This window comes from Bacteroides cellulolyticus (genome assembly GCF_025567135.1).
Classification (GTDB): Bacteria; Bacteroidota; Bacteroidia; order Bacteroidales; family Bacteroidaceae; genus Phocaeicola; species Phocaeicola cellulolyticus.
Window position 1 is genome coordinate 1 of the sequence record NZ_JAOQJJ010000012.1, and the last position, 23,421, is coordinate 23,421.

At 40.6% G+C, this 23,421-nt stretch carries 20 protein-coding genes; 8 read left to right on the top strand and 12 right to left on the bottom strand.

The window, feature by feature from the left end; all coding sequences use genetic code 11:
• Positions 1–141: 141 nt before the first annotated feature.
• Positions 142–2,673 carry a DUF4962 domain-containing protein gene (locus OCV82_RS10765; RefSeq protein ID WP_262543521.1) on the bottom strand — a complete coding sequence of 844 codons (2,532 nt, stop codon included), beginning with the start codon at positions 2,671–2,673 and terminating at the stop codon, positions 142–144.
• Positions 2,674–2,852: 179 nt separating this feature from the next.
• On the opposite strand from OCV82_RS10765, the gene OCV82_RS10770 reads away from it, so the two are divergent.
• The 6 genes from OCV82_RS10770 to queF all read left to right on the top strand — a co-directional run bounded on the left by OCV82_RS10770 (position 2,853) and on the right by queF (position 12,025).
• On the top strand, positions 2,853–6,905 hold the full coding sequence (locus OCV82_RS10770) for a hybrid sensor histidine kinase/response regulator transcription factor (protein ID WP_394802659.1): 4,053 nt from the start codon (positions 2,853–2,855) through the stop codon (positions 6,903–6,905).
• A 231-nt stretch (positions 6,906–7,136) separates the two neighbouring features.
• Positions 7,137–9,326, top strand: coding sequence for an SF1B family DNA helicase RecD2 (recD2, locus tag OCV82_RS10775; protein ID WP_154044387.1), 2,190 nt, complete (start codon positions 7,137–7,139; stop codon positions 9,324–9,326).
• A gap of 43 nt (positions 9,327–9,369) precedes the next feature.
• The gene (locus tag OCV82_RS10780) at positions 9,370–9,885 is read left to right on the top strand and encodes a hypothetical protein (protein ID WP_154044388.1); all 516 of its coding nucleotides are present in this window, start codon (positions 9,370–9,372) and stop codon (positions 9,883–9,885) included.
• A 155-nt stretch (positions 9,886–10,040) separates the two neighbouring features.
• Positions 10,041–10,727 carry a queuosine precursor transporter gene (locus tag OCV82_RS10785; protein ID WP_154044389.1) on the top strand — a complete coding sequence of 229 codons (687 nt, stop codon included), beginning with the start codon at positions 10,041–10,043 and terminating at the stop codon, positions 10,725–10,727.
• Between the two features lie 8 nt (positions 10,728–10,735).
• Positions 10,736–11,395, top strand: coding sequence for a 7-cyano-7-deazaguanine synthase QueC (gene queC / locus OCV82_RS10790; RefSeq protein ID WP_154044464.1), 660 nt, complete (start codon positions 10,736–10,738; stop codon positions 11,393–11,395).
• Positions 11,396–11,569: 174 nt separating this feature from the next.
• Positions 11,570–12,025 carry a preQ(1) synthase gene (gene queF, locus OCV82_RS10795; protein WP_154044390.1) on the top strand — a complete coding sequence of 152 codons (456 nt, stop codon included), beginning with the start codon at positions 11,570–11,572 and terminating at the stop codon, positions 12,023–12,025.
• Between the two features lie 93 nt (positions 12,026–12,118).
• Here the strand turns inward: queF and OCV82_RS10800 are convergent, their stop codons facing one another.
• From OCV82_RS10800 to OCV82_RS10815, 4 genes are all read right to left on the bottom strand, one after another.
• Entirely contained in the window at positions 12,119–13,939 is a 1,821-nt protein-coding gene (locus OCV82_RS10800; protein ID WP_154044391.1) for a DNA polymerase III subunit gamma/tau, read from the bottom strand.
• A 142-nt stretch (positions 13,940–14,081) separates the two neighbouring features.
• Entirely contained in the window at positions 14,082–14,300 is a 219-nt protein-coding gene (locus OCV82_RS10805) for a hypothetical protein (protein WP_154044392.1), read from the bottom strand.
• A complete protein-coding gene (locus OCV82_RS10810; RefSeq protein WP_154044393.1) occupies positions 14,297–14,782 on the bottom strand; it encodes a DUF3990 domain-containing protein in 486 nt (161 codons plus the stop codon). Before OCV82_RS10810 ends, OCV82_RS10805 begins: the two co-directional genes overlap by 4 nt.
• Complete coding sequence (locus OCV82_RS10815) at positions 14,779–15,003, bottom strand: DUF3791 domain-containing protein (protein WP_154044394.1); 225 nt, start codon at positions 15,001–15,003, stop codon at positions 14,779–14,781. The genes OCV82_RS10810 and OCV82_RS10815 overlap by 4 nt, the downstream gene beginning before the upstream one ends.
• A 129-nt stretch (positions 15,004–15,132) precedes the next feature.
• Between OCV82_RS10815 and OCV82_RS10820 the strand changes: the two genes are divergently transcribed.
• Together OCV82_RS10820 and OCV82_RS10825 are read left to right on the top strand one after the other, a co-directional pair.
• Complete coding sequence (locus tag OCV82_RS10820) at positions 15,133–15,447, top strand: FtsB family cell division protein (RefSeq protein ID WP_154044395.1); 315 nt, start codon at positions 15,133–15,135, stop codon at positions 15,445–15,447.
• Positions 15,440–15,781, top strand: a complete 342-nt coding sequence (locus OCV82_RS10825) for a hypothetical protein (RefSeq protein WP_154044396.1) — start codon at positions 15,440–15,442, stop codon at positions 15,779–15,781. The genes OCV82_RS10820 and OCV82_RS10825 overlap by 8 nt, the downstream gene beginning before the upstream one ends.
• Before the next feature lie 70 nt (positions 15,782–15,851).
• Here OCV82_RS10825 and OCV82_RS10830 read toward each other — a convergent pair whose 3' ends face one another.
• The 7 genes from OCV82_RS10830 to thiC all read right to left on the bottom strand — a co-directional run bounded on the left by OCV82_RS10830 (position 15,852) and on the right by thiC (position 23,416).
• Positions 15,852–17,483, bottom strand: coding sequence for a B12-binding domain-containing radical SAM protein (locus OCV82_RS10830; protein ID WP_154044397.1), 1,632 nt, complete (start codon positions 17,481–17,483; stop codon positions 15,852–15,854).
• 115 nt (positions 17,484–17,598) lie between these two features.
• Entirely contained in the window at positions 17,599–18,540 is a 942-nt protein-coding gene (locus tag OCV82_RS10835) for a ribose-phosphate pyrophosphokinase (RefSeq protein WP_154044398.1), read from the bottom strand.
• Between the two features lie 90 nt (positions 18,541–18,630).
• Positions 18,631–19,239, bottom strand: a complete 609-nt coding sequence (locus tag OCV82_RS10840; protein ID WP_154044399.1) for a thiamine phosphate synthase — start codon at positions 19,237–19,239, stop codon at positions 18,631–18,633.
• A 58-nt stretch (positions 19,240–19,297) separates the two neighbouring features.
• On the bottom strand, positions 19,298–19,990 hold the full coding sequence (locus OCV82_RS10845) for a HesA/MoeB/ThiF family protein (RefSeq protein ID WP_154044400.1): 693 nt from the start codon (positions 19,988–19,990) through the stop codon (positions 19,298–19,300).
• Between the two features lie 80 nt (positions 19,991–20,070).
• The gene (thiH, locus tag OCV82_RS10850) at positions 20,071–21,207 is read right to left on the bottom strand and encodes a 2-iminoacetate synthase ThiH (protein ID WP_154044401.1); all 1,137 of its coding nucleotides are present in this window, start codon (positions 21,205–21,207) and stop codon (positions 20,071–20,073) included.
• 37 nt (positions 21,208–21,244) lie between these two features.
• Positions 21,245–21,631, bottom strand: coding sequence for a four helix bundle protein (locus OCV82_RS10855; RefSeq protein ID WP_154044402.1), 387 nt, complete (start codon positions 21,629–21,631; stop codon positions 21,245–21,247).
• 87 nt (positions 21,632–21,718) lie between these two features.
• A complete protein-coding gene (gene thiC / locus OCV82_RS10860) occupies positions 21,719–23,416 on the bottom strand; it encodes a phosphomethylpyrimidine synthase ThiC (RefSeq protein ID WP_154044403.1) in 1,698 nt (565 codons plus the stop codon).
• Positions 23,417–23,421: the final 5 nt, after the last annotated feature.

The following is a 23,421-nucleotide window of genomic DNA, read 5'->3' on the forward strand; positions in this document are numbered from 1 at the left end:
CTTCTGCCATAACTGATACATTTAGGGTTACACTATACAAAGGTAACTTCAGCTTGACTATTTACATTCTCTTTGGCGTGATTTTTTTATCTCATGGGAATTTCATTTTAATATTCATTTTAATATTTATTTGTCCTTTTTTTATCTTGCTCCTGTTATTAGCGGTTCATAATCAGACATCTCATGTACCAGCCATTCACCATCAATATTGTCGTATAATACTGATGAACCTTCTTCCAGACGTTGGTATGTAGTATCGCATATTTTCACATTACCGTTTCCGAGACTGAAAGTGGCATTGTTTCTTGTATTTACAATACGTAGGCTTGCGGGTTTGCTAGGGTCAAGTTCCGCTTCTATATTCCATTTTTCACAACTGAATATATTACCTTTTCTGTTTACATTTAATTCTTTTTGTTCATCAGGTTGTATCCTTATAATGGTAAGAATGCGGTTGGCTTTACTTGGTTGGAATTTTGCTGTCATGTGCCATTGGTTTACGTATTTGTCTTCCTGACCTTTTTTCATCTTTTTGGGATCAGGTGGACATACGAATTGGTCTGTCTGGCTAATTTCGCAAGACTGGTTACTGAATATTTGTGCTATTGATGTAAAGTTCTTGCTGTCATATCTCGTAGTAAGTTTGTTATTTTTATTGTCGATATTGAATTTCACCGGACTATGAAGCATCCAGTCCCATGTGACAGGCTTGGTGGCTTCCAATTCATCATATATCACTACAATGTTTGGATGCAACATAAATATATGTCTTCTGTATTTTTTTAGTGGTGTCTCTCCGAAGCCATTCTCAGGAGTCTGAGTAATTCCAGCCTTCTTAAAGTTTTCTATCCACATAGGATATTCACTTGTTCCACAATATGCATTCGAAGCATCACCAAGTGCATAGGTGATGTTCTCGCCGTTCAGCATACGTGTTATCTTTCCGTAGGCACGTGTAGTGAAAGGCTGGCCTATTCCATCTACTAATATCGTATTATGTGCACGTGTATGTCTGTATGACATAAGGTTATGCGCATCACTGAAGTTCAGATAATATCCTGTAGAACGATATACCGGAACGCCTCTGAAGTGTAAGTTAAAGCTGTTCTGATCGGCCAAGGTATGACTTCCTGAACCGAACTGGCTTGAACGGAAACTGAGAAAAAGATTTCGGTTGGTGTTTTGTATGGCAGAATGTGCCAAAACTTCACCTATATCTTCCAGCCATACAGCATTAGGTCTGTCTTTAGGTAATTCCTTGCTTTGTGAATATGTTTTGTTGCTGCGGGCCATACGGTACAGTCTCATTTCAAAGTCACTTCTAACTTGTCTGCTACAGTGATTTGCATACCATGCAGCATATGGATTGCCTGTTTCACGCGCAAGAAAATCTACGAATGCCATTCGTTGTCTGTCAGGAATAGGTTGTCTTTCGTTACCATCACCAAATCCTGCACTCATAGTCCCTACAGGAAAAGCATATAACAGTGAGCGTCCAGCATTCTGATACCATGGATGTTTGAGAAAGTCTGTCCCTGTTATATAGGAAAACAAACTTGGTACATAATATAGGGTATGAGTGTTAGCGGTAAAATATCCGGTTCCGTTATGCCATTCACCATCGCGGTTGAAACCTGATGCAGGAGCTCTTGCAGTCCACACTTCATAGCAGTACTCCAGCATTTCGTATGCGGTTTTGTTTTTGTCTGCAAACATTAAGCCTACCTGCATCATTTGTCTGAAACAGTGTTGCCAATAATGATTGTTGAATATATGTGTCTCTTCATGTCCTTGCCTTTGTACCATGTGGTGGCCTTTCGCTACCTCAAAGACCATAGCTTCAATTTTGTCAAGTTCATCTGTTGAAAGTATTTTGTTGCATGAATCATATATGTACAGAAGACTTTCAATAAGTTCTCCTGAATAGAAGTCATCTTTGAGTAGTTTGGGGTCTAATTTACTGTTTATGAGATTTCGTACATATGTTACCATTTTGTCGGAGTATTTTGTATCTCCGGTTAGAAGGTACGCTGTGTTAAGCCATACAATAAAAGAGTTATTCTTTCTTGCATTTCGATACGTGTTCTTGGCTGTGTCAAAATCTGATTTCATAGCTGTATTGGCACGCCCTGTCATATCTTTATATTCGGGATGCGACGTTATGTTTTTTCTTGCATCCTTCAGATCTTTTTCGAGGAAACAGTATAAGCGTGGATATCCTTTAGGCATATTTCTATAGAATACATCGAATTCTGGAGTTACAAATTGTGGCTCTTCGCCTGTTACGGTAAACTCGAAAGTTTCGCTCCATTCTTTTTTTTCGCCTTTAGATGTGATATTCCTTACTCTCCAGAACCATTTTCCTGTTTTAAGAATACGGTGAGGATTAAACATGAGCCATGGTTTGGGGGCTGAGGTGATTGTAGCATTTTCAGGAAAAGCGGAATCCATACTTAATTCGAATTGTATCAGTTCATCGGTTTTCATTCTTTCAGGGATAATAAGTGGCGACGGATTTATGTACAAGGTATGGAATTTTTGTGGATAGGCCGTTTCCCTTACATTTTCATGAACTCTCGTCAATGATGTTTTTTGTGCTAAAACGATTGTAGAAAACATCAACAAGCACAGTAGTGAGATGATGGTTTTGGATAAAAAATAATGTTTGTTCATAAAATAAGTTTTATTTAGGTAAAATGTTTTCTGCAAAAATAGTTCTCATGAAAGAGAAAGACTTTCGATGGTGTTTAAAAATATGGTGAATTTGTTTGATTCTGGATTTATGTTGATATTATATTATGTAAAAACCGGATTTAAAGTTAATTTTGTACACCGTAAAATCATAAATGACCATGAAACTACATTTGTTTTTTATACTTTCGTTTTTATTTTCTACAATAAGTGCCATCGAAAAAATTAAATTCTCAAAGATAGGATTAGAGGATGGATTATCAAACAGTACTGTAGTTGATATACTTCAAGATAATAAAGAGAGGTTATGGGTAGCTACATATAATGGATTGTGTCTGTATGACGGATATGAATTCATGGTATATCATCATGACGATGATGACTCTTTAAGTATAGGAAGTGATGTGATCCGATCGTTGGATATCGATTCCGAAGGTAAGGTGTGGATAGGTACAAGTAGTGGACTGTCTGTTTATAATTCTGCATTAGACAGATTTAGTAATTTCGTTTATACAAATGGTACAGCAAACGGAGTTTGGGATGTAGTATGTCTTGATAAAAATAAAGTGTTGGTTGCTACTGATACGGGACTGAAAGTATTCAATACCGTAAAGAATGTGTTCGAAGACATATCTTTATTAGCCAAATTCCCTCATATAAGACCGAGAACAATACGAAAATTCGATGATAAGCTTTATGTAGGTGCATATGAAGGTCTGTATGTTTATTCTTTGAAAGAGAAGGTGGTAAAGCCTATTATGAAGGGAGATTACTCTTTGCATATGATTTTATCGATACTTGAAGTTTCAGATTCTGAATTATGGATGGGAACTGAAGGGAAAGGACTTTACAAAATAAATCCAAAAAACGGCGAGTATAAAGTCTTTAATAGCAAAAATTCTAGATTGAGTTCTGATTATATACGTTCATTGTCATTGGATATGTTCGGTCACTTATGGATTGGTACCTTAAATGCTCTTAATATATATGATGAAAAGAATGACAGTTTTTCAATCTACAATAGCGAAAATACCAATGATGGAAGTCTTTCACATACATCAGTAAGGAGTCTGTTTAAAGACAGGCAGGGAGGTATGTGGATAGGTACATATTTTGGAGGATTGAATTACTATCATCCTTTGTCACAGAGGTTTACTAATATCAGAAATATACCATATTACAATTCTTTGAGTGACAATGTTGTAAGTTGTATAGTAGAAGATAAAGATTTTAATTTATGGATAGGAACTAATGATGGTGGAATTAATAAATACAATACCTTGAAAGATAAGTTTGTCCATTATACAGTAAAAGAAGGTCTCGCATCCAATGATATAAAGTCTATATATATAGATAGTGTAAATCAAAAAGTATATGTAGGAGCACATGCATCAAGGGGACTTGACGTAATAGACATTAAAACCGGAAAAATAAGTAATTATAGACCTGGAGATGAGATGCAGACCGGAAGAGGCATTTATGGTATATTGCCTATGAAAAACGGAGAGGAACTTATATGTGGCTCCGTAACTGGTAGCATTGTTTCCTTTAATATCAGGACAAAAAAGTTCAAACGTTTGAAATATGACGATGGAAAAGATTTTGAAAAGCGTATTGTGACGGTTTTTATGGATTCATTGGAACGTTTGTGGGTAGGAACGATTGAGGGGGTACGAGTTTATGAAATAAAAGATGATGTTCTGAAAGATTGCAAAATATTGCCAGATGATAATATCTTAGAGAGGACTCATATTAATGTTATAACAAAAGACAGTAAGGGAAATTTTCTTTTAGGAACACGAAAAGGGCTATATATCTTTGATGAAAGGCAGGCCAGCTTGAAAAATTATGATGTAAAGGACGGACTTCCGAATAATGTAGTATATGGAATATTGGAAGATGATGATAATAATCTTTGGATAAGTACTGATTATGGTTTGTCATGTTATAATCCATCAGAAAACAGTTTCCGTAATTTTACGAATATAGATGGCATACAAAGTAATCAGTTTACATCATATTCATACTGTAAGACTAAAAGTGGAAAAATGTATTTTGGCGGAATAAATGGAATAACAGTCTTTAACCCTTCTATATTTCCTACAAATCCTTTCATTCCGTCTGTATTGATATCCGATATGCAGATAATGAATAAAAGTGTCCATCCGGATGATAATACAGGAGTGTTGACAAAACATATCAGCGAGACTGATAATATAACATTGAAATCAGACCAGACTATGATTTCTCTGTATTTTACAGTTGCCGATTATATCTCAGGCAAACATAATCAGTTTGCTTATAAACTTGAAGGCTTGGATCAGGATTGGGTTTACACTGATAATAATAAACGTTCGGCATCTTATTCAAATCTTGAGCCTGGTAATTACTCATTTAAGGTAAAGGCATCAAATCGTGACGGAGTGTGGAACGATAATCCTACTACATTGAATATAGAAGTCCTTCCGGCATGGTATGTCACATGGTGGGCAAAACTTTTATATACTATTATATTTATTGCGCTATCTGTACTTTTATTCAGGTATTTCTGGATGAAAAAGAGTATGAGAATTCAGCTTGAGATGGAACGGGTTGACAAAGAGCGTATAAAAGAGGTGAATGAGATGAAGTTGCGTTTTTTTATAAATATTTCTCATGAATTGCGTACACCGCTTACTCTGATTCTTGCGCCTTTATCAGACTTGTTAAAAGATATAACCGATAAGACTGTCCTTTCAAAAATTAAATATATAAATGATAACGCCAACAGGTTACTGCATCTTGTAAATCAATTGATGGACTATCGTAGGGCAGAGCTTGGAGTCTTTAAGTTAAAGGTAAAAAAACAAGTATTGGATAATACCGTATTGCGTATATTCAGATGTTATGAATCACTGGCAAACTCATCAGGTATAGATTATCATCTGGAAAATATGCTTGATGGAAAAGAAGTGTGGTGTGATGCAAACTATATTGAGTTGATACTGAATAATTTGTTGTCAAATTCATTTAAGTACACTTCTGCCTGTGGCTCTATAACAATAAAGGTAGATGAGGAAAATGGTACACTTTTATTTGAAGTAAGCGATACCGGTAAGGGTATTCCTGTTGAAAAGCAGAAGTTCATTTTTGAGCGTTTTTATCAGATTGACAATGAGCATGTAGGAAGTGGTATTGGTCTTTCGCTGGTAAAAAAACTTGTCGAATTGCATCATGGAGAAATAACTTTTAAAAGTGCTTTGGGTGAGGGATGTACTTTCTATATCAAACTTCCTTCCTTGGAAAGGGCTTATTCTAAGGATGAAATTTCTTATTCAGATGGTATTGTAAACGAAAATGAACAGGTGTATTCTACCAATTCACAGGAGATGTACCTTGCCTCTGCCGAAAATCATGAAACAGATGAGGCTTTACAAGAAGAAAATACGTCGGCTGATGTAAACACATCTGCAAATAATAAAAGACCGGTTATACTTGTTGTGGAGGACAATATTGATATACAGAATTATTTGGTTGATGGGTTGTCTGGCATTTTCGATGTTATCAGGGCTAACAATGGCAAGGAGGCACTTGATATGCTGGAAGAATGTGATGTAAATTTGATATTGTCGGATGTGATGATGCCTTTGGTGGATGGTATAAAATTGTGTCGTGACGTTAAAAGAAACATCAGGACATGCCATATACCTGTTATAATGCTTTCTGCCAAGACTGAAGTAAAAGAACAGTTGGAAGGATTGAAAGTAGGAGCGGATGACTATATATCGAAACCGTTTTATATGGAAGTTGTACTTACGAAAATAAAGAATATTTTGCGCACATATTCTTTGGCGGTTGAGTATTATTCCAAATCTACTAATGTAGAACCGGAAAAGCTGGCTTTAAATACTTTGGATAAAGAATTTTTGGAGAAAGCAGTTGCTGTTGTAAAGAAGAATCTTGACAGTGTTGTTTTTTCTGCAGATTTATTTGCATCGGAAATGAATATGTCACGTTCTACTTTGCATTTGAAAATGAAGGCTATAACAGGTGAAAGCACTACTGATTTTATAAGGAAAATACGTTTTTCCGAAGCTTGTAAACTACTGAAAGAGGGTAAATATAGTATAACTGAGGTAAGTGAAATGGTAGGTTTTAATACTCCGGCATATTTTGCTACGAGTTTTAAAAAATACATGGGTTGTATGCCTTCTGAATATGTAAAGAAAGGGTAAGGCGTTTTTAAAACGCTTTTCCTTGAATCAGCTTTGTGTATTAATGCTGTGTGTTGGTCAGGATTCAGACTGATTATAATTTACAGCTTGCCCGCAAGAATAGATAGGATGAATGATATCAGAAAAATAGTTGCGTTTTTTTAAAGCTGAAAAATGTTGCATTTTTTTATAAGCTCTATTTTTGTGTTATTGTAACTGAATTCATTATAAGTATTATAAGAAAAGACGGAAATGCAAAAACTGCGCTGTGTAGTAGAACGTATCACATACCAGAATCCTGAGAACGGATATTCGGTGATGAGGGTTAAGGTAAAAGGTTATGATGAACTGGTTACTCTGGTGGGAAATCTCCTGGAGGTACCGGCAGGAAGTGTGCTTTTGTGTGAGGGCGACTGGAAGGTAGACAAACGCTATGGCAGTCAGTTCGTGGCTCAGACATGGGAAGAGGTGATGCCAGCCACTCTTTACGGCATAGAAAAGTATCTGGGAAGCGGACTGGTGAAAGGTATCGGACCTAAGTTTGCACAGCTCATCGTGAGCCGTTTCGGTCTTGATACTATCGAAATTATAGAGACAGATATAAAACGCCTCTATGAAGTGCCGGGAATAGGCCAGAAACGAGTAGAGAAAATAGCTGAGAGTTGGGAAAAACAGAAGGACATTAAAAATGTAATGCTCTTCCTGCAGGGTTATGGGGTGAGTACCGCTTATGCCGCAAAAATTTACAGACAATATGGCAAGGAGAGTATCGACACAGTGAAAACCAATCCATATAAACTGGCAGATGATATTTGGGGAATAGGTTTCAAGACAGCCGACACTATTGCTTCTAAAATGGGGTATGAGAAGAATGACCTGCGCAGACTGAAAAGTGGAGTCACATACACACTGAGCCATATCGCTGAGGAAGGCAATGTCTATGCCGAGGAAGAGCAGCTTGTAAAATCTGCAATTGAACTTCTGGATGCCGATGAGGCTCCCGTTCGTCAGGCTATATCTGAGATGCTGCAGAGTGAAGACCTCATAGCTGATGCCGAAGCCATATATATGCCACCGTTCTATTATGCCGAAGTCGGTACAGCGAATCGCCTGAACAAATTGATGGACTGTGTGGAAGGCAGTCTGTTCAATATAATTCCTGATATTTCAGTTATATCAAAACAAACTGGTGTAGAGTATGACGAAGTGCAGGCAGAAGCCATTCGTGAGGCTGTATCTTCTAAAGTGATGGTTCTTACAGGAGGTCCCGGAACAGGAAAGACTACTACCACACAAGGTATTATAGCGGCCTTGAAAGCTATGGGCCTACGCATTCTGCTCGCGGCACCGACCGGTCGTGCCGCCAAGCGCATGAGCGAGGCTACCGGGATGGAGGCCAAGACCATCCACCGTCTGTTGGAGTACAATCCTAAAGATGGATATAAACGTAATGATGATAATCCTTTGGAAGGAGATGCTCTCATTGTAGATGAATGTTCTATGATAGACCTCCTGCTGATGAACAATCTGATGAAGGCAATTCCGGCAGGCATGCGTCTTGTATTGGTAGGCGACATTGACCAGTTGCCGAGTGTGGGTGCCGGAAACGTGCTGCGTGACATCATCGACAGCAAGAGAATACCCGTCATCCGTCTGACACGTATTTTCCGCCAGGCACAGGAAAGCCGTATCGTCATGAGTGCGCATGCCATAAATAAAGGTGTATTCCCAGATACAAGCAACGGTAAAAACACTGATTTTTTCTTTATTCAACAGGAAGATCCGGAACAGGCAGTAGATACAATCGTGAAGTTGGTGAAAGAGCGTCTGCCTAATGCGTATAAGCGTCCGACAAGCGATATACAGGTCCTTACACCCATGCAGAGAGGGGTAGTGGGGGCCGCCAATCTCAACATGGCGTTGCAGACTGTCTTGAATCCCGGGCAGGTGTCATTGAACCGCAGTGGATATTCATTCCGTCAAGGGGACCGTGTGATGCAGCTGCGTAATAATTATGATAAAGAGGTTTTCAACGGTGATTTGGGCTATATAGAGAGAGTAGATATGGAAGACAGAACATTGTTTGTCTGCTTCGACGGAAGAACGGTGGAATATGATGTCTCTGAACTGGACGAGCTGACACTTGCTTATGCTACTACCATCCATAAGTCACAAGGTTCTGAGTATCCCATTGTAGTAATGCCTGTGCTGATGACCCACTATGTAATGCTTCAGCGCAATCTGATTTATACCGGAATTACACGTGCTAAAAAAATCTGTGTTTTGGTAGGTACAAAAAAAGCATTAAGCTTCGCCATACGTAACTTGTCGGTGCTGAAACGAAATACGAAGTTGAAGGAACGCCTGAATGCGCTTGAAGTTCAGTCTGCAGAAATATATATGGCTGCCGAGCCGGATACAGATTATGGAAAGCGTGGATAATGTATATAATATTTGAAGCATCTAATTCAAAATATGATTTTCTATGAAAAGGAAACGTGACCGTTCAGAGTCTGGACATTTAAGGAGAAAAATTAATAGTTGGACTCGCTTTCTGTCAAAAGAAGGAGACTGGGATTATTCATTCATGATTGAAATGGAGTATATGAAACTCCGGCAGATGGAAGAATATTTTAAGGAAAGGGATACCTTCGTAGGTATTGAATATGTGAGGCGAGATTTGAAAATATGTCTCCGACTGTTGGATATAGTTCTTGAAAAAGACGACCTCAATATCGAACTCAGTCCTCTAAACCTGGTTCCGTATAAGGATGGAAAAGGGTGTAAACTTTATAGAGCGGATGAATCTTCCCGAATATTGTCATGCAGGAAACTGTATGTCAATACAAAGAATGCCAGACGTTTCGTTGAATTTGATTTTACGAATCCCAACTTAAATAATACTCTGTCAATAATTTATAAAGAACGTCTTCGTATTCATAAAGCCTGGCATTTATATAATCTAATCCGTACTTACAGGATGTTTTTATGGTGGGATTAGAACTGACCGTTTAAAATTTAATTTTTCAGCAATATCTTGCATATATCGTAAATACTCAGTACTTTTGCGCCAGAATTAAAAAACAGAGATCATTAACATGCGATGCCGTGAATAGCGGCCGTGTATTCTAGAACACCACGTAAAAAACAGGAACGATGAAAAAAGAAAATCTCGTATCAGTACCTTTCATGGTCTTGGGTATTGTGTTTTGTGTCTGCCTCGTGGCAGCCAATCTTTTAGAGGCCAAAGTCGTACAATTCGGTCCGATTTCCGTAACTGCCGGACTGATAGTTTTTCCAATCTCTTACATTATCAATGACTGTATTGCCGAAGTCTGGGGCTTCCGCAAGGCGCGTCTTATCATTTGGATGGGTTTCCTTATGAACTTCATGGTAGTAGCCTTAGGTAAAGTGGCAGTGGCTCTTCCTGCGGCTTCTTTCTGGGAAGGCGAACAGGCATTCGATTTTGTGTTCGGTCTTGCTCCGCGCATCGCGGCTGCCAGCTTGACAGCTTTCCTTGTAGGTTCATTCATCAATGCTTTCGTTATGAGTAAGATGAAGATTGCTTCGCACGGAAAGAACTTCTCTGCCCGTGCCATTGTTTCAACTTTGGCTGGTGAAGGTGCCGATTCAATCATTTTCTTCCCGTTGGCTTTCGGTGGACTGATGCCTGTGAACGAACTTTTGAAGATGATGGTAGTGCAGGTAGTTCTGAAAACGCTTTATGAAATCATCATTCTCCCTGTGACTATCAGGGTGGTGAACTACATCAAGCGTGTAGATGATTGCGATGTGTATGATGAGAATATCTCGTATAATGTATTGAAGATTAAGGAGATTTGATTATGACTATGAATAATGAGGCTGCACTGGTAGTGTTCAGTGGCGGCCAGGATTCTACTACTTGCCTGTTTTGGGCAAAGAAACATTTCAAGGAAGTTTATGCGCTTAGTTTCATCTATGGTCAGAAACATGTAAAGGAGGTGGAACTGGCGAGAGGGATTGCCGAAAGGGCAGGAGTGCATTTTCACGCAATGGATGTATCGTTCATCGGTCATCTTGGCAAGAATTCTCTTACTGATACTTCCATCGTGATGGACGAGGAAAAACCGGAAGGTTCTTTCCCTAATACTTTCGTGCCGGGAAGAAACCTGTTCTTCCTCAGTATAGCAGCCGTTTATGCGCGCGAGCATGGCATCAGTCATTTGGTGACAGGGGTTTCGCAGACAGACTTCAGCGGCTATCCGGACTGCAGGGATTCGTTTATCAAGTCGCTCAATGTCACTCTTAACCTTGCTATGGACGAGCAGTTCGTGATTCACACTCCGCTGATGTGGATAGACAAGGCACAGACATGGGCTTTGGCTGACGAGCTTGGAGTGCTTGACCTGATAAGAAACGAAACTCTGACATGCTACAACGGGGTGCAGGGCGACGGATGCGGACATTGCCCGGCGTGTAAGTTACGTCGCGAGGGACTTGAAAAGTATTTGAGCTCGAAAAATAAATAATCTGCTTTTTATTGCTGATTTCCGATAAAGAATGTTTATCTCCACACGAACGTGATGAGATCTCCACACGGCCGTGTCGAGTTCTCCACACGAGCGTGTCGAGTACTCCACACGTACGTGTGGAGATAATTGTTGCGGACATTATATCGTATAAAAGGAAAAATTATATATACAATGGAAAGAAAAGAAGAACTGACATTGCTTGGCGGTAGTACTGTCTATCGTCAGGACTATGCTCCGGAGGTACTTGAGGCTTTTGTAAACAAGCATCCGGAGAATGATTATTGGGTACGTTTCAACTGCCCTGAGTTTACGAGTCTTTGTCCTATCACCGGGCAGCCTGATTTTGCTGAAATCCGTATAAGCTATCTGCCTGATGTCAAGATGGTGGAAAGCAAGAGCCTGAAACTCTATCTGTTCAGTTTCAGAAATCACGGAGATTTCCATGAGGACTGTGTGAATATAATCATGAAGGATCTTATCAAACTGATGAATCCTAAGTATATCGAGGTGACAGGTATATTCACTCCGCGTGGAGGTATCTCTATTTATCCTTATTGCAACTACGGACGTCCTGGAACGAAATATGAGGAATTGGCTGAGTATCGTATGCGCAATCACGATTTATAATTTTATAGCATAAACCAAAAAGAAACAGCTTCATAAACTATCAATCTGAGTTGAATGTTTATGAAGCTGTTTTGCTTTTATAAGTGTTTGTTTCTATGATAACTCCAGTCCAAATTCTTCTTTCAGTTTCAGCAAATTAGGGTTTTTCTTGCTCATCATCTGGAAACGTTCCACATGGCTGTAGGCTCTGATATTCTCATCGGCTGCACTTACGCGTACAGTCATCTTGATTTTTCTGTTGTGAAGCTGTTCCCTCAAGTGATTCTCTATCTGTGGTGCCAGTTGCAGCATATATTTCTGAACCATTTCGTTATCTACCGCCACTTCGAATGTAGTCTGGTCGTCAAGAAGTTTCGGCGACATGTTCATCATTCGTCCTGCATTAGCAGCTTCTTCTTTAGGAAGACGGGTTGCAAATTCTCTCCAGTAGTAGTTCAGGTCCTTTTCATACACATCGTAGTCTTCCCATTCCTTTTCTACCTGCTGGACTTGTGCTGCAGGTTTCTGTGCGGCGGCTTCCTCCTGATGTTGTGGCCTTTTCTTTATTGACGGTCCGAGTATTCCCGCTTTTACAACAGGTATTTTCTTTTCCTGGGTAACTTTTAATCCGTCGGGTAGTTTATGTACCTGCTGTTGTGCAGGGTTATTGCCGTATTGTGGTTGAGATTCTGAAGTGCTTTGCTGTACCTGTTGTTGTACGTTCTGAACTTGTACCGGTTGCTGAGCTACAGGTTGTTGCTGCGTTGCTACCGGAGCAGTCTGCTGGTTGAAGATAGGTTTTATCACTTTAGGGCTACGCCCATTGCTGATATCGTCTTCTTCGGATGTAATCTGTGCCAGTTGTATTAGTGTCAGCTCTACCAGAAGTCGCTTGTTCTTGCTCTGTCTGTAGTTCAGGTCGCAGTCATTACACAGCTTCATTGCCTTGTAGAGGAACTTCTGTTCGCATTTCTGTGCCTGAGTCTTGTATCTTTCTCTGATTGAGGCACCTACTTCCAGAAGCTGCAGTGTCTGTTCGTCGCGGCTCACAAGTAGGTCGCGGAAGTGTGAACTCAATCCGGTGATGAAGTGATTACCGTCGAATCCTTTCTTCAATACCTCGTTGAACAGAAGCATGCATTCCGAAACCTTGTTTTCCAGAATATAGTCTGTCAGTTTGAAATAATATTCGTAGTCAAGTACGTTGAGGTTTTCTATGACACTCTTGTAAGTGATATGCCCGTTGGAGAAACTTGTCACCTGGTCGAAGATTGATAAGGCGTCGCGCATACCACCGTCTGCTTTCTGTGCTATTACGGTCAGTGCTTCAGGTTCAACGTCTATACCTTCTTTCTGTGCCACTCCCTGAAGATGTTCCACTGTATCAGTAACGCTGATACGGCTGAAGTCATATATCTGACATCGGCTCAGAATAGTAGGCAGAATCTTATGTTTCTCTGTTGTGGCAAGGATGAATATGGCATGATGAGGCGGCTCTTCAAGTGTTTTCAGAAAAGCATTGAAGGCAGCCGTTGACAGCATGTGTACCTCGTCGATGATATATACCTTGTATTTGCCTATCTGTGGCGGGATGCGTACCTGCTCTATCAGTGAGCGGATATCTTCCACAGAGTTGTTAGATGCGGCATCCAGCTCATGGATATTGTATGAACGCTGTTCGTTGAATGCCTTACATGATTCACATTCGTTGCAAGCCTCGCCGTCAGGTTTCGGTGACAGACAGTTTATGGTTTTTGCAAAAATACGTGCGCATGTGGTTTTTCCTACTCCTCGCGGTCCGCAGAAAAGATAGGCGTGGGCCAGCTTGTTGTTGGCAATGGCATTCTTCAGAGTCGTTGTGAGTGCACGCTGTCCTACTACGGTGTCGAATGTGGCAGGGCGGTATTTACGTGCTGATACAATATAGTTGTCCATAATCAGGATTAGTTTTTCTTGTTTTGTTAAGTTAATGACAAAGATAATGCAAACCGAGTGAAGTACAAAGTGAAAATGATGTTTTCAACTTCTAATTCCGAGTAGCAGACTGTTCTATAAAGATATATTTTTAACAGCCAAATTAAGACATACGTCCTGTTTCTATTTCTTTTTCGAGGAAATCATAAACATACAACGGGCTTTGGAAATATAGTCCTGTTTTGCTGTCTTTCAATTTTTGAAAGGTGTCGGATGTATAAATAGTATCCAATGCCGTTTCCAAATCCATATTCCGTCGTTCCATTAACAATAGAATAAGGTCTTTTGTCATACATTCAGTCATATATTCAATATCTGTCATAACTTTTTCAGGAATTTAATAGCACGTTCTGTTCCGAAGAAATATTGGAAAGTAATACCTTTCATGTATTTTAGCCGTTCCAGGAAAGTCTGTAAATCAATATTATGTTCCATATAATTACGTATCTGTAAACCTACACGGTCATTTGCTATTGGACCATAAACTATATCGTAATCATGAACGGGGACATTTGAATTTACATTGTTGCGGTTTTCGAAAATAAAATTAGCCCATTCCTCATCGTATTCTTTGAAACATTTGATTTTTAAACCATGGGAATTATTGGTTAGTATTCTTTCATCAAATTCATATATGTTTACAACGGGTTCCATATCCAGCTGCATAGCTTTGTATGCTGCCATGTCGTATGCCTGTTGTCTGTTGTCAGAAAGATAAAATCCTTTGCCAAAATCTTTATTTGGCTTTGATTTTGAAAGGTCAATATTAGTAATATCTACAGTGGAACCATGATAAAGTTTCATGCTATCGCCCCTCCGTGGCGTTTGCAATATGCTGTGATATCATCCAATACATCCTCCATTCTTAAAGTATGGGCAATCTTATAATGCATATTGATAAAGCGTATAGCATCAAACCGACGCAGGTAACGGTATGCCTGACTTTCGGAAAGGTGCTTGGCTTTAGCAAACTCTGATATGAGAGCTACTATATATTCGGCTTTATCACGTGCTTCGGTACTCATGGTTATATTTCACTACTATAATTATTATGACAAAGATAATTATTTCTGCCGACAATTCATTATGCTGTATGAAAGAATTGGGGCTTACAGCATTTATTCTTATATTTGCACCAATAATAATTCTTTGTCATGAAAGAGAAACTGGAAAATATTTGGAATTTTGTGCGACTTCACAAATACGGTGTCACATTGGCTGTATTTGTGCTGATAATTGGTGTTCTGGATGAGAATAGCTGGATTCGCCGTTTGGAACATCGCGCTGAAATAAACAGACTGAATACGGAAATCAGGCATTATAGAAAGCAGTTTGAAGAGGACAGCAAGTTGCTGAAGGAAATATCTACCAATCCGGAGGCACTGGAGAAGGTGGCGCGCGAAAAATACATGATGAAGAAGGAAAACGAAGATATATTTATTTTTGAGCAGGATTTGGAAGATGAATAAACTGGATAATATAATTGCTGTAGCTGGTGCTGTGGTGTTGTTTGTTGGACTGATATTGCAGTTCGTAAAGTTTGAATATGCACCGTATATTTACATTGTCGGGGCACTGATGTTCGGGTGGATCCAGGCAAAGACAGGAAGATACTTCGGTAAGAATATAGTTCTAAAACGACTGAAACGTCAGCAGTTGATAGGGGCTATGCTGCTTGTTATAGCGGGTGTGATGATGATTGTGTGGCATCACAACGAATGGATTTTATGTCTGAGTGTAGCAGCAGTGCTTGAACTATATACAGCATATCGTATCCCGTACGAGGAGAAGAAAGAAGAATAACATGACATTCAGAAAATATTAAAGAGCCGTTCTATGCAAGTATTGTGTAGAGCGGCTCTCGAATTTTATATCAGTTTGTTGCCTTGAATATAGGGATACCTCCCTGTTCGTCAGGATTGAAGGCATACCATATATAATGGTCGTTGTCATCAACAGGCAACTTGCACAGACGCAGATGTTCGTCGTATGTTCCGTAGGCGACTTCCCATGAATCTGGCGGTGTGACATGTTTTGTTCTTATCGCTTCTGCAGGTTCTTTCTTGAGCGACATTCCTGCTTCTATCCATGCCTGAGTGGCATCCAATGTGTATTCCGGATAATTACTCTTGCAGAACTTGTAAAGAATTATTCCTCTTCTTTCCAGTCCCATAGGCTGGTCTATCACTCCGATGTTTGTGAGATGTTCAAGGAAGCGATACAGGAAGTCTTCGTTCTCTACTATCAGTCGGCGTGTAAGTCCCTGCCATGCCTTGGCATTGTAGAAACCGTCCAAAAGTCGTGAAAGGAGTCTGGCTGTCTGTAGTTCGTCAGATGTAATATCGTTCGTCTCGAGTACTTCGTATGGTGGCAGGGGAGAATATCTTATTCCTAGCTCTTCAGCTCTTTTTCTCATTTCAGTTCCCGGAAGCAGTTTCAGTGATTCCAGCTGAATCTCTCCTGCATTAAGTCCTGCAAGTGTGCGCACGTCTTCGAAAATCTCATTCAGATGATAGTGAGGCAATCCTGCAATAAGGTCAGCATGAGTTTCCATATTCTCTAGTGAACACAGAAATTTCAGTCCTTTCATCGCATCGTCAAGTTTTCCGGCACGTCGGCTTGTGGTAAGCACTATTTCTCTCAGACTTTGTATTCCTGCTTCCAGATGCAGAAGTCCTTTAGGCATTGACATCAATTCTGCTTTCAGTTCGTCTGACAGTAATGCCGGATGGATTTCAAGATGGAAATTCATGTCCGGATACTCACGAAATAGAGCAAGAAGTTCTTTCGCGTATCTGGTATTGTAATTGAAAGTACGGTCAAGCACCCTTATGTTTTTAATGCCGTGACTATGAATGATTTCTATCCTTTCTCTGATTGTGTCTATGCTTAGGTTTCTTACAGGTTTGTCGCCTCCACTGACGCAAAAGGCACAAGTGTTGAAACATCCTCTGGTTGTCTCCAGTTGTACGAATGGTTTGTCCCAGTTGAACAGTTCGCTCCTTTCAGGATATTCCAGTGCAGTGAAGTCCGTTACCCTTGCAATACCGTTGTCGTGGTATTCTCCATTATCATCCATATAGCACAGTCCGGCAATGTCCTTCCATTCCTCCTTATTGTCGAAATGCTTCATCCACTGCTTGAATCCGGTTTCACCTTCACCCCTGAAAACTGCTTCTACAAAATCGTTCGTTATCAGGAATTTTTTATTGTCTCCCAGAAACTCCGGACCTCCGAGGATTATCCGGCATTGTGGCAGCAGAGATTTCACACGGCATGTGATATGCAGCAGTGCCTCGTGGTTGAAGAGCCAGCATGTAGATGCTACAATATCAGGCTTGTGTTTATAGATTTGTTCTGCCACCATTCCCGGGTTCTCGTTGATGGTAGCCGAAACCTTTACCCACACAATGCTTTTGTCGTCTGCCATCTGTGCATGCAGAGCCGGCAGAGCAAGTGATGAATGTGCATACGAACTGTTTAAATCCAACCAGAGTAGTTTCATAAATCAAAAATGAGAGTAAGTAGGATATTACAAAAGAAAGCGAAGAACCACAATAAGCCGTCTGTATCAGGCTTTATGATTCTTCGCTTTATATTTTTTTATCGTGTTATGAATATTATTGAATCAGATACTGAGAACTGATTGATTCGTTAGTCATCACGCGGCGGATAGTTTCAGCGAACATATCTGCAATTGAAAGCTGTTTAACCTTAGCGCAACGGTTTGCATAAGGAATACTATCTGTGAATACAATTTCTTCCAATTGAGAGTTCTGTACACGTTCAGAAGCAGGACCTGACATTACGCAGTGCGAAGCTATAGCTCTTACTGAGTTTGCTCCGGCTTCTTTCATGATGTCGGCAGCCTTAGTGATTGTACCGGCTGTATCAACCATGTCGTCAATAAGAACAACATCTTTTCCTTTTACGTCACCGATAATCTGCATTGAAGCTACAACGTTTGCTTTTTCACGGGTTTTGTGACAAAGTACCAAAGGAACGTCGAGGAACTTGGCATATGTGCTTGCACGCTTGGAACCGCCAACGTCAGGAGTAGCGATTACAAGATTCTCCAGATTTAATGACTGGATGTATGGAGCGAAGATTGTAGATGCATACAAGTGGTCAACAGGAATATCAAAGAAACCCTGAATCTGGTCAGCATGAAGGTCCATTGTTATCAGACGGTCAATACCTGCTACACTTAATAAATCTGCTACTAATTTTGCGCCTATAGAAACACGTGGCTTGTCTTTACGGTCCTGACGAGCCCATCCGAAGTAAGGTATTACGGCGATAATGCTCTTTGCAGAAGCACGTTTAGCAGCATCAATCATAAGGAGCAATTCCATAAGATTGTCAGAATTTGGGAATGTAGACTGTACTATGAACACATGCTGACCACGGATTGACTCTTCGTAAGATACGGCGAACTCTCCGTCAGCAAAGTGAGTAATCTTCATGTTACCAAGTTCGCATCCTAAACTGTTGCAGATTTTTTCTGCCAAGTATCTCGAGTTTGTACCTGAGAATACTTTAAAAGGTGATTGTACGTTCATTATAAATAGATATATTGCCTTGATTTGTTTGCAAAGTTATACCATTTATATAAGTAAGGCAAACGTTTTGCAGGAAAAATACAATAAGTATTAATCTGCAAGGCGTTTTAACTTTCTGAAATGGTCTATAAGTTCTTGATAATTGTTGTCAAAGTTATGATTGAATTTCGACCAAAGTCCACCCAAAATAGCAGCTCCTCCAAATCCGAAATCCTTAACTCTTAGGATATTTTCTTCGTCTATACCTCCTAAAGCAATGACTTTCTTGTCGATGATGTCAGCTTTAACAGCTTCACGTATTGCTTCCGGTGTAAATTTAGATGAATACCCTTCTTTTGAAATACTGTCGAATATCGGACTAAGGAATACGTAGTCGCAAGTTTTTTTGTCCTCCTGTACTTCTTCAAGAGTATGACAGGAAGCACTTATATGTCCTGAATAATTGTCCGGGGCAATAGGATTGCGGCTGTTCAGATGAATACCTTTCAACTTATATTCGTTGCATAAGTAGAAATGGTCGTGTATAACTATTTTCTTATGATATTTTTCCGGGATGAGTGTAAGCAGTCTTTCTGCGTAAACCGCTTCTGTTCCGGGTTTGCGAAGATGTAATATGTCTAACCCTTCTTCGAAGAGTGCATTTAGTATTTGGTCCTCCTCTACAAAATATTCTGGAGTAGTTATCAATATCAGTTTCATGTGTGTACCACTAAATCTGAGTGCAAAGTTAGTAACCAAAATGAAATATTCCTAATCTTTACAGTAAAATCGTATTTGTTTGCAGTGTTTTCAGGTCAATAAACCATAGTTTGCCCGAAAGAATTTCGCCAAAACCGCAGATTATCTTGATTACTTCGTTTGCCTGCACGCAGCCGACCAGGCCCGGGGTTACTCCGATCACTCCTTTTGGAGGGGCTGGCATCGACAGCATTTCTTCTTCATCGGGAAACAGGTCTCTATAGTTTCTCCCGCCCTGGTAGTTGAACACGGATACCTGCCCGTCGAAAGCTCTAATTGCACCATAGACGTATGTTTTCCCAAGCTTGACGCAAGTGTCATTTATGATGTATCTGGTTTTGAAATTATCACATCCGTCAACCACTATATCGTATTTGCCGATTATCTCTTCGGCATTTTCTTTTGTCAGACGTGTGTTGTATGCATCTATTTTTATCTGACTGTTCAGAGCATTCAGTCTTTTCTGTGCCTGAATGGCTTTCGGCATTCCTACTTCGGCTTCGGAATACAGGACTTGTCTTTGCAGGTTGCTCTCGCTCACCACATCATCGTCTATCAGACCTATGTTTCCCACTCCTGCACCTGTAAGATATAATGCTATAGGCGAACCAAGACCACCCACACCTACAATAAGTACCTTGGCATTTTTTAGTTTCTCTTGCCCGCTTTCTCCTAATTCCGGTAGAATGATTTGTCTGTTATATCTTTCCATCTTTATATTTAAGTAAAAAAAAAAACGGCGGCATCAGATATATTGGTTATACCGATGCCGTCGGTCCTGAATATGCTTGATCAGACAGCCTTTCCTGTCTTTATGCAGTCGAACGATGCATCCCAGTCCTTCCATACCGGTTCACGTCCCAATGCTTTTAAAGCTTTGTCTATTTCTACGGCTGTGCGTTCGTCGCTTACATGGAATTGCTCAAGTGCCTGAGGATATGTGTAGTAACCTCCGGGTTCGGTCTTGCTCTCCGCACTCATGGTTGTAACACCTAGCGAAGCCATGTTGTCGCGGATATGTGCCGGCTCGCGTGTAGAGTAGGAGATATCTACATCGTGGTCGAATATACGCATGGCGAAAGTAACCTGGGCCAGCTCCTTGTCACTCATGATGACATTAGGCTGGAAACCTTCGTTTTCTGCCGGACGCATACGCGGGAAGTTAACGCTGTATTTAGTCTTCCAGTAATGCTTCTGCAGATAGCGTAGATGGTATGCCATCATGGTTACGTCTGTACGCCAGTCTTCAAGTCCGATAAGTACACCCATACCGATGGAGTGAACACCTGCCTGTCCCATACGGTCAAAACCGTTTACACGCCATTCGAATTTCGATTTCATACCTCTTGGATGGTAGATATTGTATCTGGCTTTGTTGTATGTCTCCTGGAAACAGATAACTCCGTTCAGTCCGTGTGTCACCAGCTCGGCGTATTCCTCAGTCTTTAAAGGCATCACCTCAATCTTAAGATTTGAGAAGTAAGGTTTTGCCAAGTCAAGTGCTTTGGCTATGTATGGTACACCTGCTTTTGCCGGATTTTCACCTGTTACGATAAGCAGATTTTCGAACGGGCCTAGTTTCTTTATGGCTTTATATTCGTTCTCAATTTCTTCAGGTGTAAGTATGGTACGTGCCATCGGGTTACTGATGTGGAATCCGCAATACACGCATGAGTTTGTACATGAATTTGTTATATACAATGGTATAAACATAGACATTGTACGTCCGAAACGTTCCTCAGTGTATTTTTTACTGAGTCGCGCCATCGGTTCAAGAAATTTTTCTGCAGCCGGAGAGATGAGTGCCATAAAATCATCTACATCGCAGCGGCTTTTACCGAGGGCACGTATCACGTCTGCCTCGGTCTTGGAGTAGATGGCTTTGGTTGTTTCCTCCCAGCTTATTTTTTCAAGTTCGTCACTAAACATGTTGGATAATTAATAATTAAAAATTAATAATTAAGAATTAAATGTTGCTGTCAGTCAAATTATTGTTTTTGATGTTTGACTTACAGGATTTTATTATGCTTACCAACAATTTGATAATTTCATTACAATCTGCATCTATTGATAAATATGAAGCTTTGTCAATGTAGTTAGACTCAGATAGTAGCAGGAGCCAATAGCTTGTTTCGTTGGCTTCTTTCAGCGCAATATGCAGTTTGTGAATGAAGTCGTTTTTACTTTCGGCAAATTCCGCTTCTTTTATCAATGCTCCTATTGCTGTACCGCTGCGTAATAACTGCTTTGACATTACCAGTTCTTTCTTTTCAGTAGAGAGAAACTGGTATGCTTTTATTATTCTTAAAGCAAATTGTACAGATTTATTATCAATTAAATTGTCAGTACTCATATTTGTTTGTGATAATATGGATGAATATTATTCTAATGAAAATATGATACATTATGTAAACATCCACCCATTATTAATTTTTAATTCTTAACTTTTAATTGATTTAAGATCGCGGCTAAGCTTCATTGCGCAGAAGTTAGGACCGCACATTGTACAGTATTCACCGTCAGTGTGGCGTCCTTCGTTGAAATATTCAAGAGCACGGTCAGGGTCCAAAGAAAGATGGAACTGGTCGCGCCAGCGGAATTCGTAGCGGGCCTTGCTTAGTGCATTGTCGCGTATCTGTGCTCCCGGATGTCCTTTTGCAAGGTCGGCAGCATGAGCGGCAATCTTGTATGTGATGACACCTGTGCGTACATCCTCGCGGTTAGGCAGGCCGAGGTGTTCCTTCGGAGTCACATAGCAAAGCATTGCGGTACCCAACCAACCAATCTGGGCAGCACCGATAGCTGATGTGATATGGTCATAACCCGGAGCGATATCAGTTACAAGCGGGCCTAGTGTGTAGAACGGAGCATTGTGGCACGACTTGATCTGGCGTTCCATGTTCTCCTGTATCTTGTGCAAAGGTACATGTCCCGGTCCTTCGATGAATGCCTGTACGTTTTTGTTCCATGCACGGAGTACCAGTTCACCCAGTGTATCAAGCTCTGCAAACTGAGCCTCGTCGTTGGCATCGTAGATTGAGCCGGGACGAAGACCGTCACCCAATGAAACTGCTACGTCGTACTGTGCAAGGATATCACAAATCTCGTCGAAGTGTTCATAAAGGAATGATTCCTTATTATATATCTTACACCATTTGCTCATGATACTTCCGCCACGGCTCACGATACCGCAAAGACGTTTGTCGGCAAGGTGTACATTGTGCAGACGTATTCCGGCATGGATAGTGAAGTAGTCAACACCCTGCTCGCACTGTTCTATCAGTGTATCCTTGTAAATCTCCCAGTTGAGGTCTTCCACCTTACCGTTTACTTTCTCCAAAGCCTGATAGATAGGCACAGTACCTACCGGAACAGGGCAGTTGCGTACAATCCATTCGCGAGTCTCGTGGATGTTTGCACCTGTAGAAAGATCCATCAGTGTGTCGCCACCCCATTTGCAGCTCCATACAGCCTTATCCACTTCTTCGTCGATGCTTGAGGTAGTGGCAGAGTTACCGATGTTGGTATTGATTTTCACAAGGAAGTTACGTCCTATAATCATAGGTTCCGATTCCGGATGATTGATGTTTGCAGGCAATACAGCACGTCCGGCAGCAATCTCGTCGCGTACAAATTCCGGAGTGATATATGTTTCGATACCAAGTTCGCGGCAGTTCATGTTCTCGCGGATGGCAACGTATTCCATCTCCGGAGTTACGATACCCTGCTTGGCATAGTACATCTGCGTACAGCACTTACCTTCCTTGGCACGGTATGGCAATGCGATATGCTCGAAACGGAGATGATCGAGCGACTTATCATCACGGCGCATCTTTCCGTATTCTGAAGTGATTGAAGGCAACTGTTCCACATCGCCGCGTGATGTAATCCAGCTCTCACGCATACGTGGTAATCCTTTCTTCAGGTCTATCTCAATATTTGGATCGCTGAAAGGACCGCTTGTATCATATATATATACAGGGGCGTTCGGTGTCATCACTTTCTCGCCGTCAACGATGTTGACAGTAGGAGTGAGGTTTACTTTCTGCATACCTACTTTTATGAAAGGGAACATTGTACCTTGCATGTAGGCCTTTTCTGCATGGGCGTATGCTTTTTTATCTTTTTCCTTGTCCATGTAAA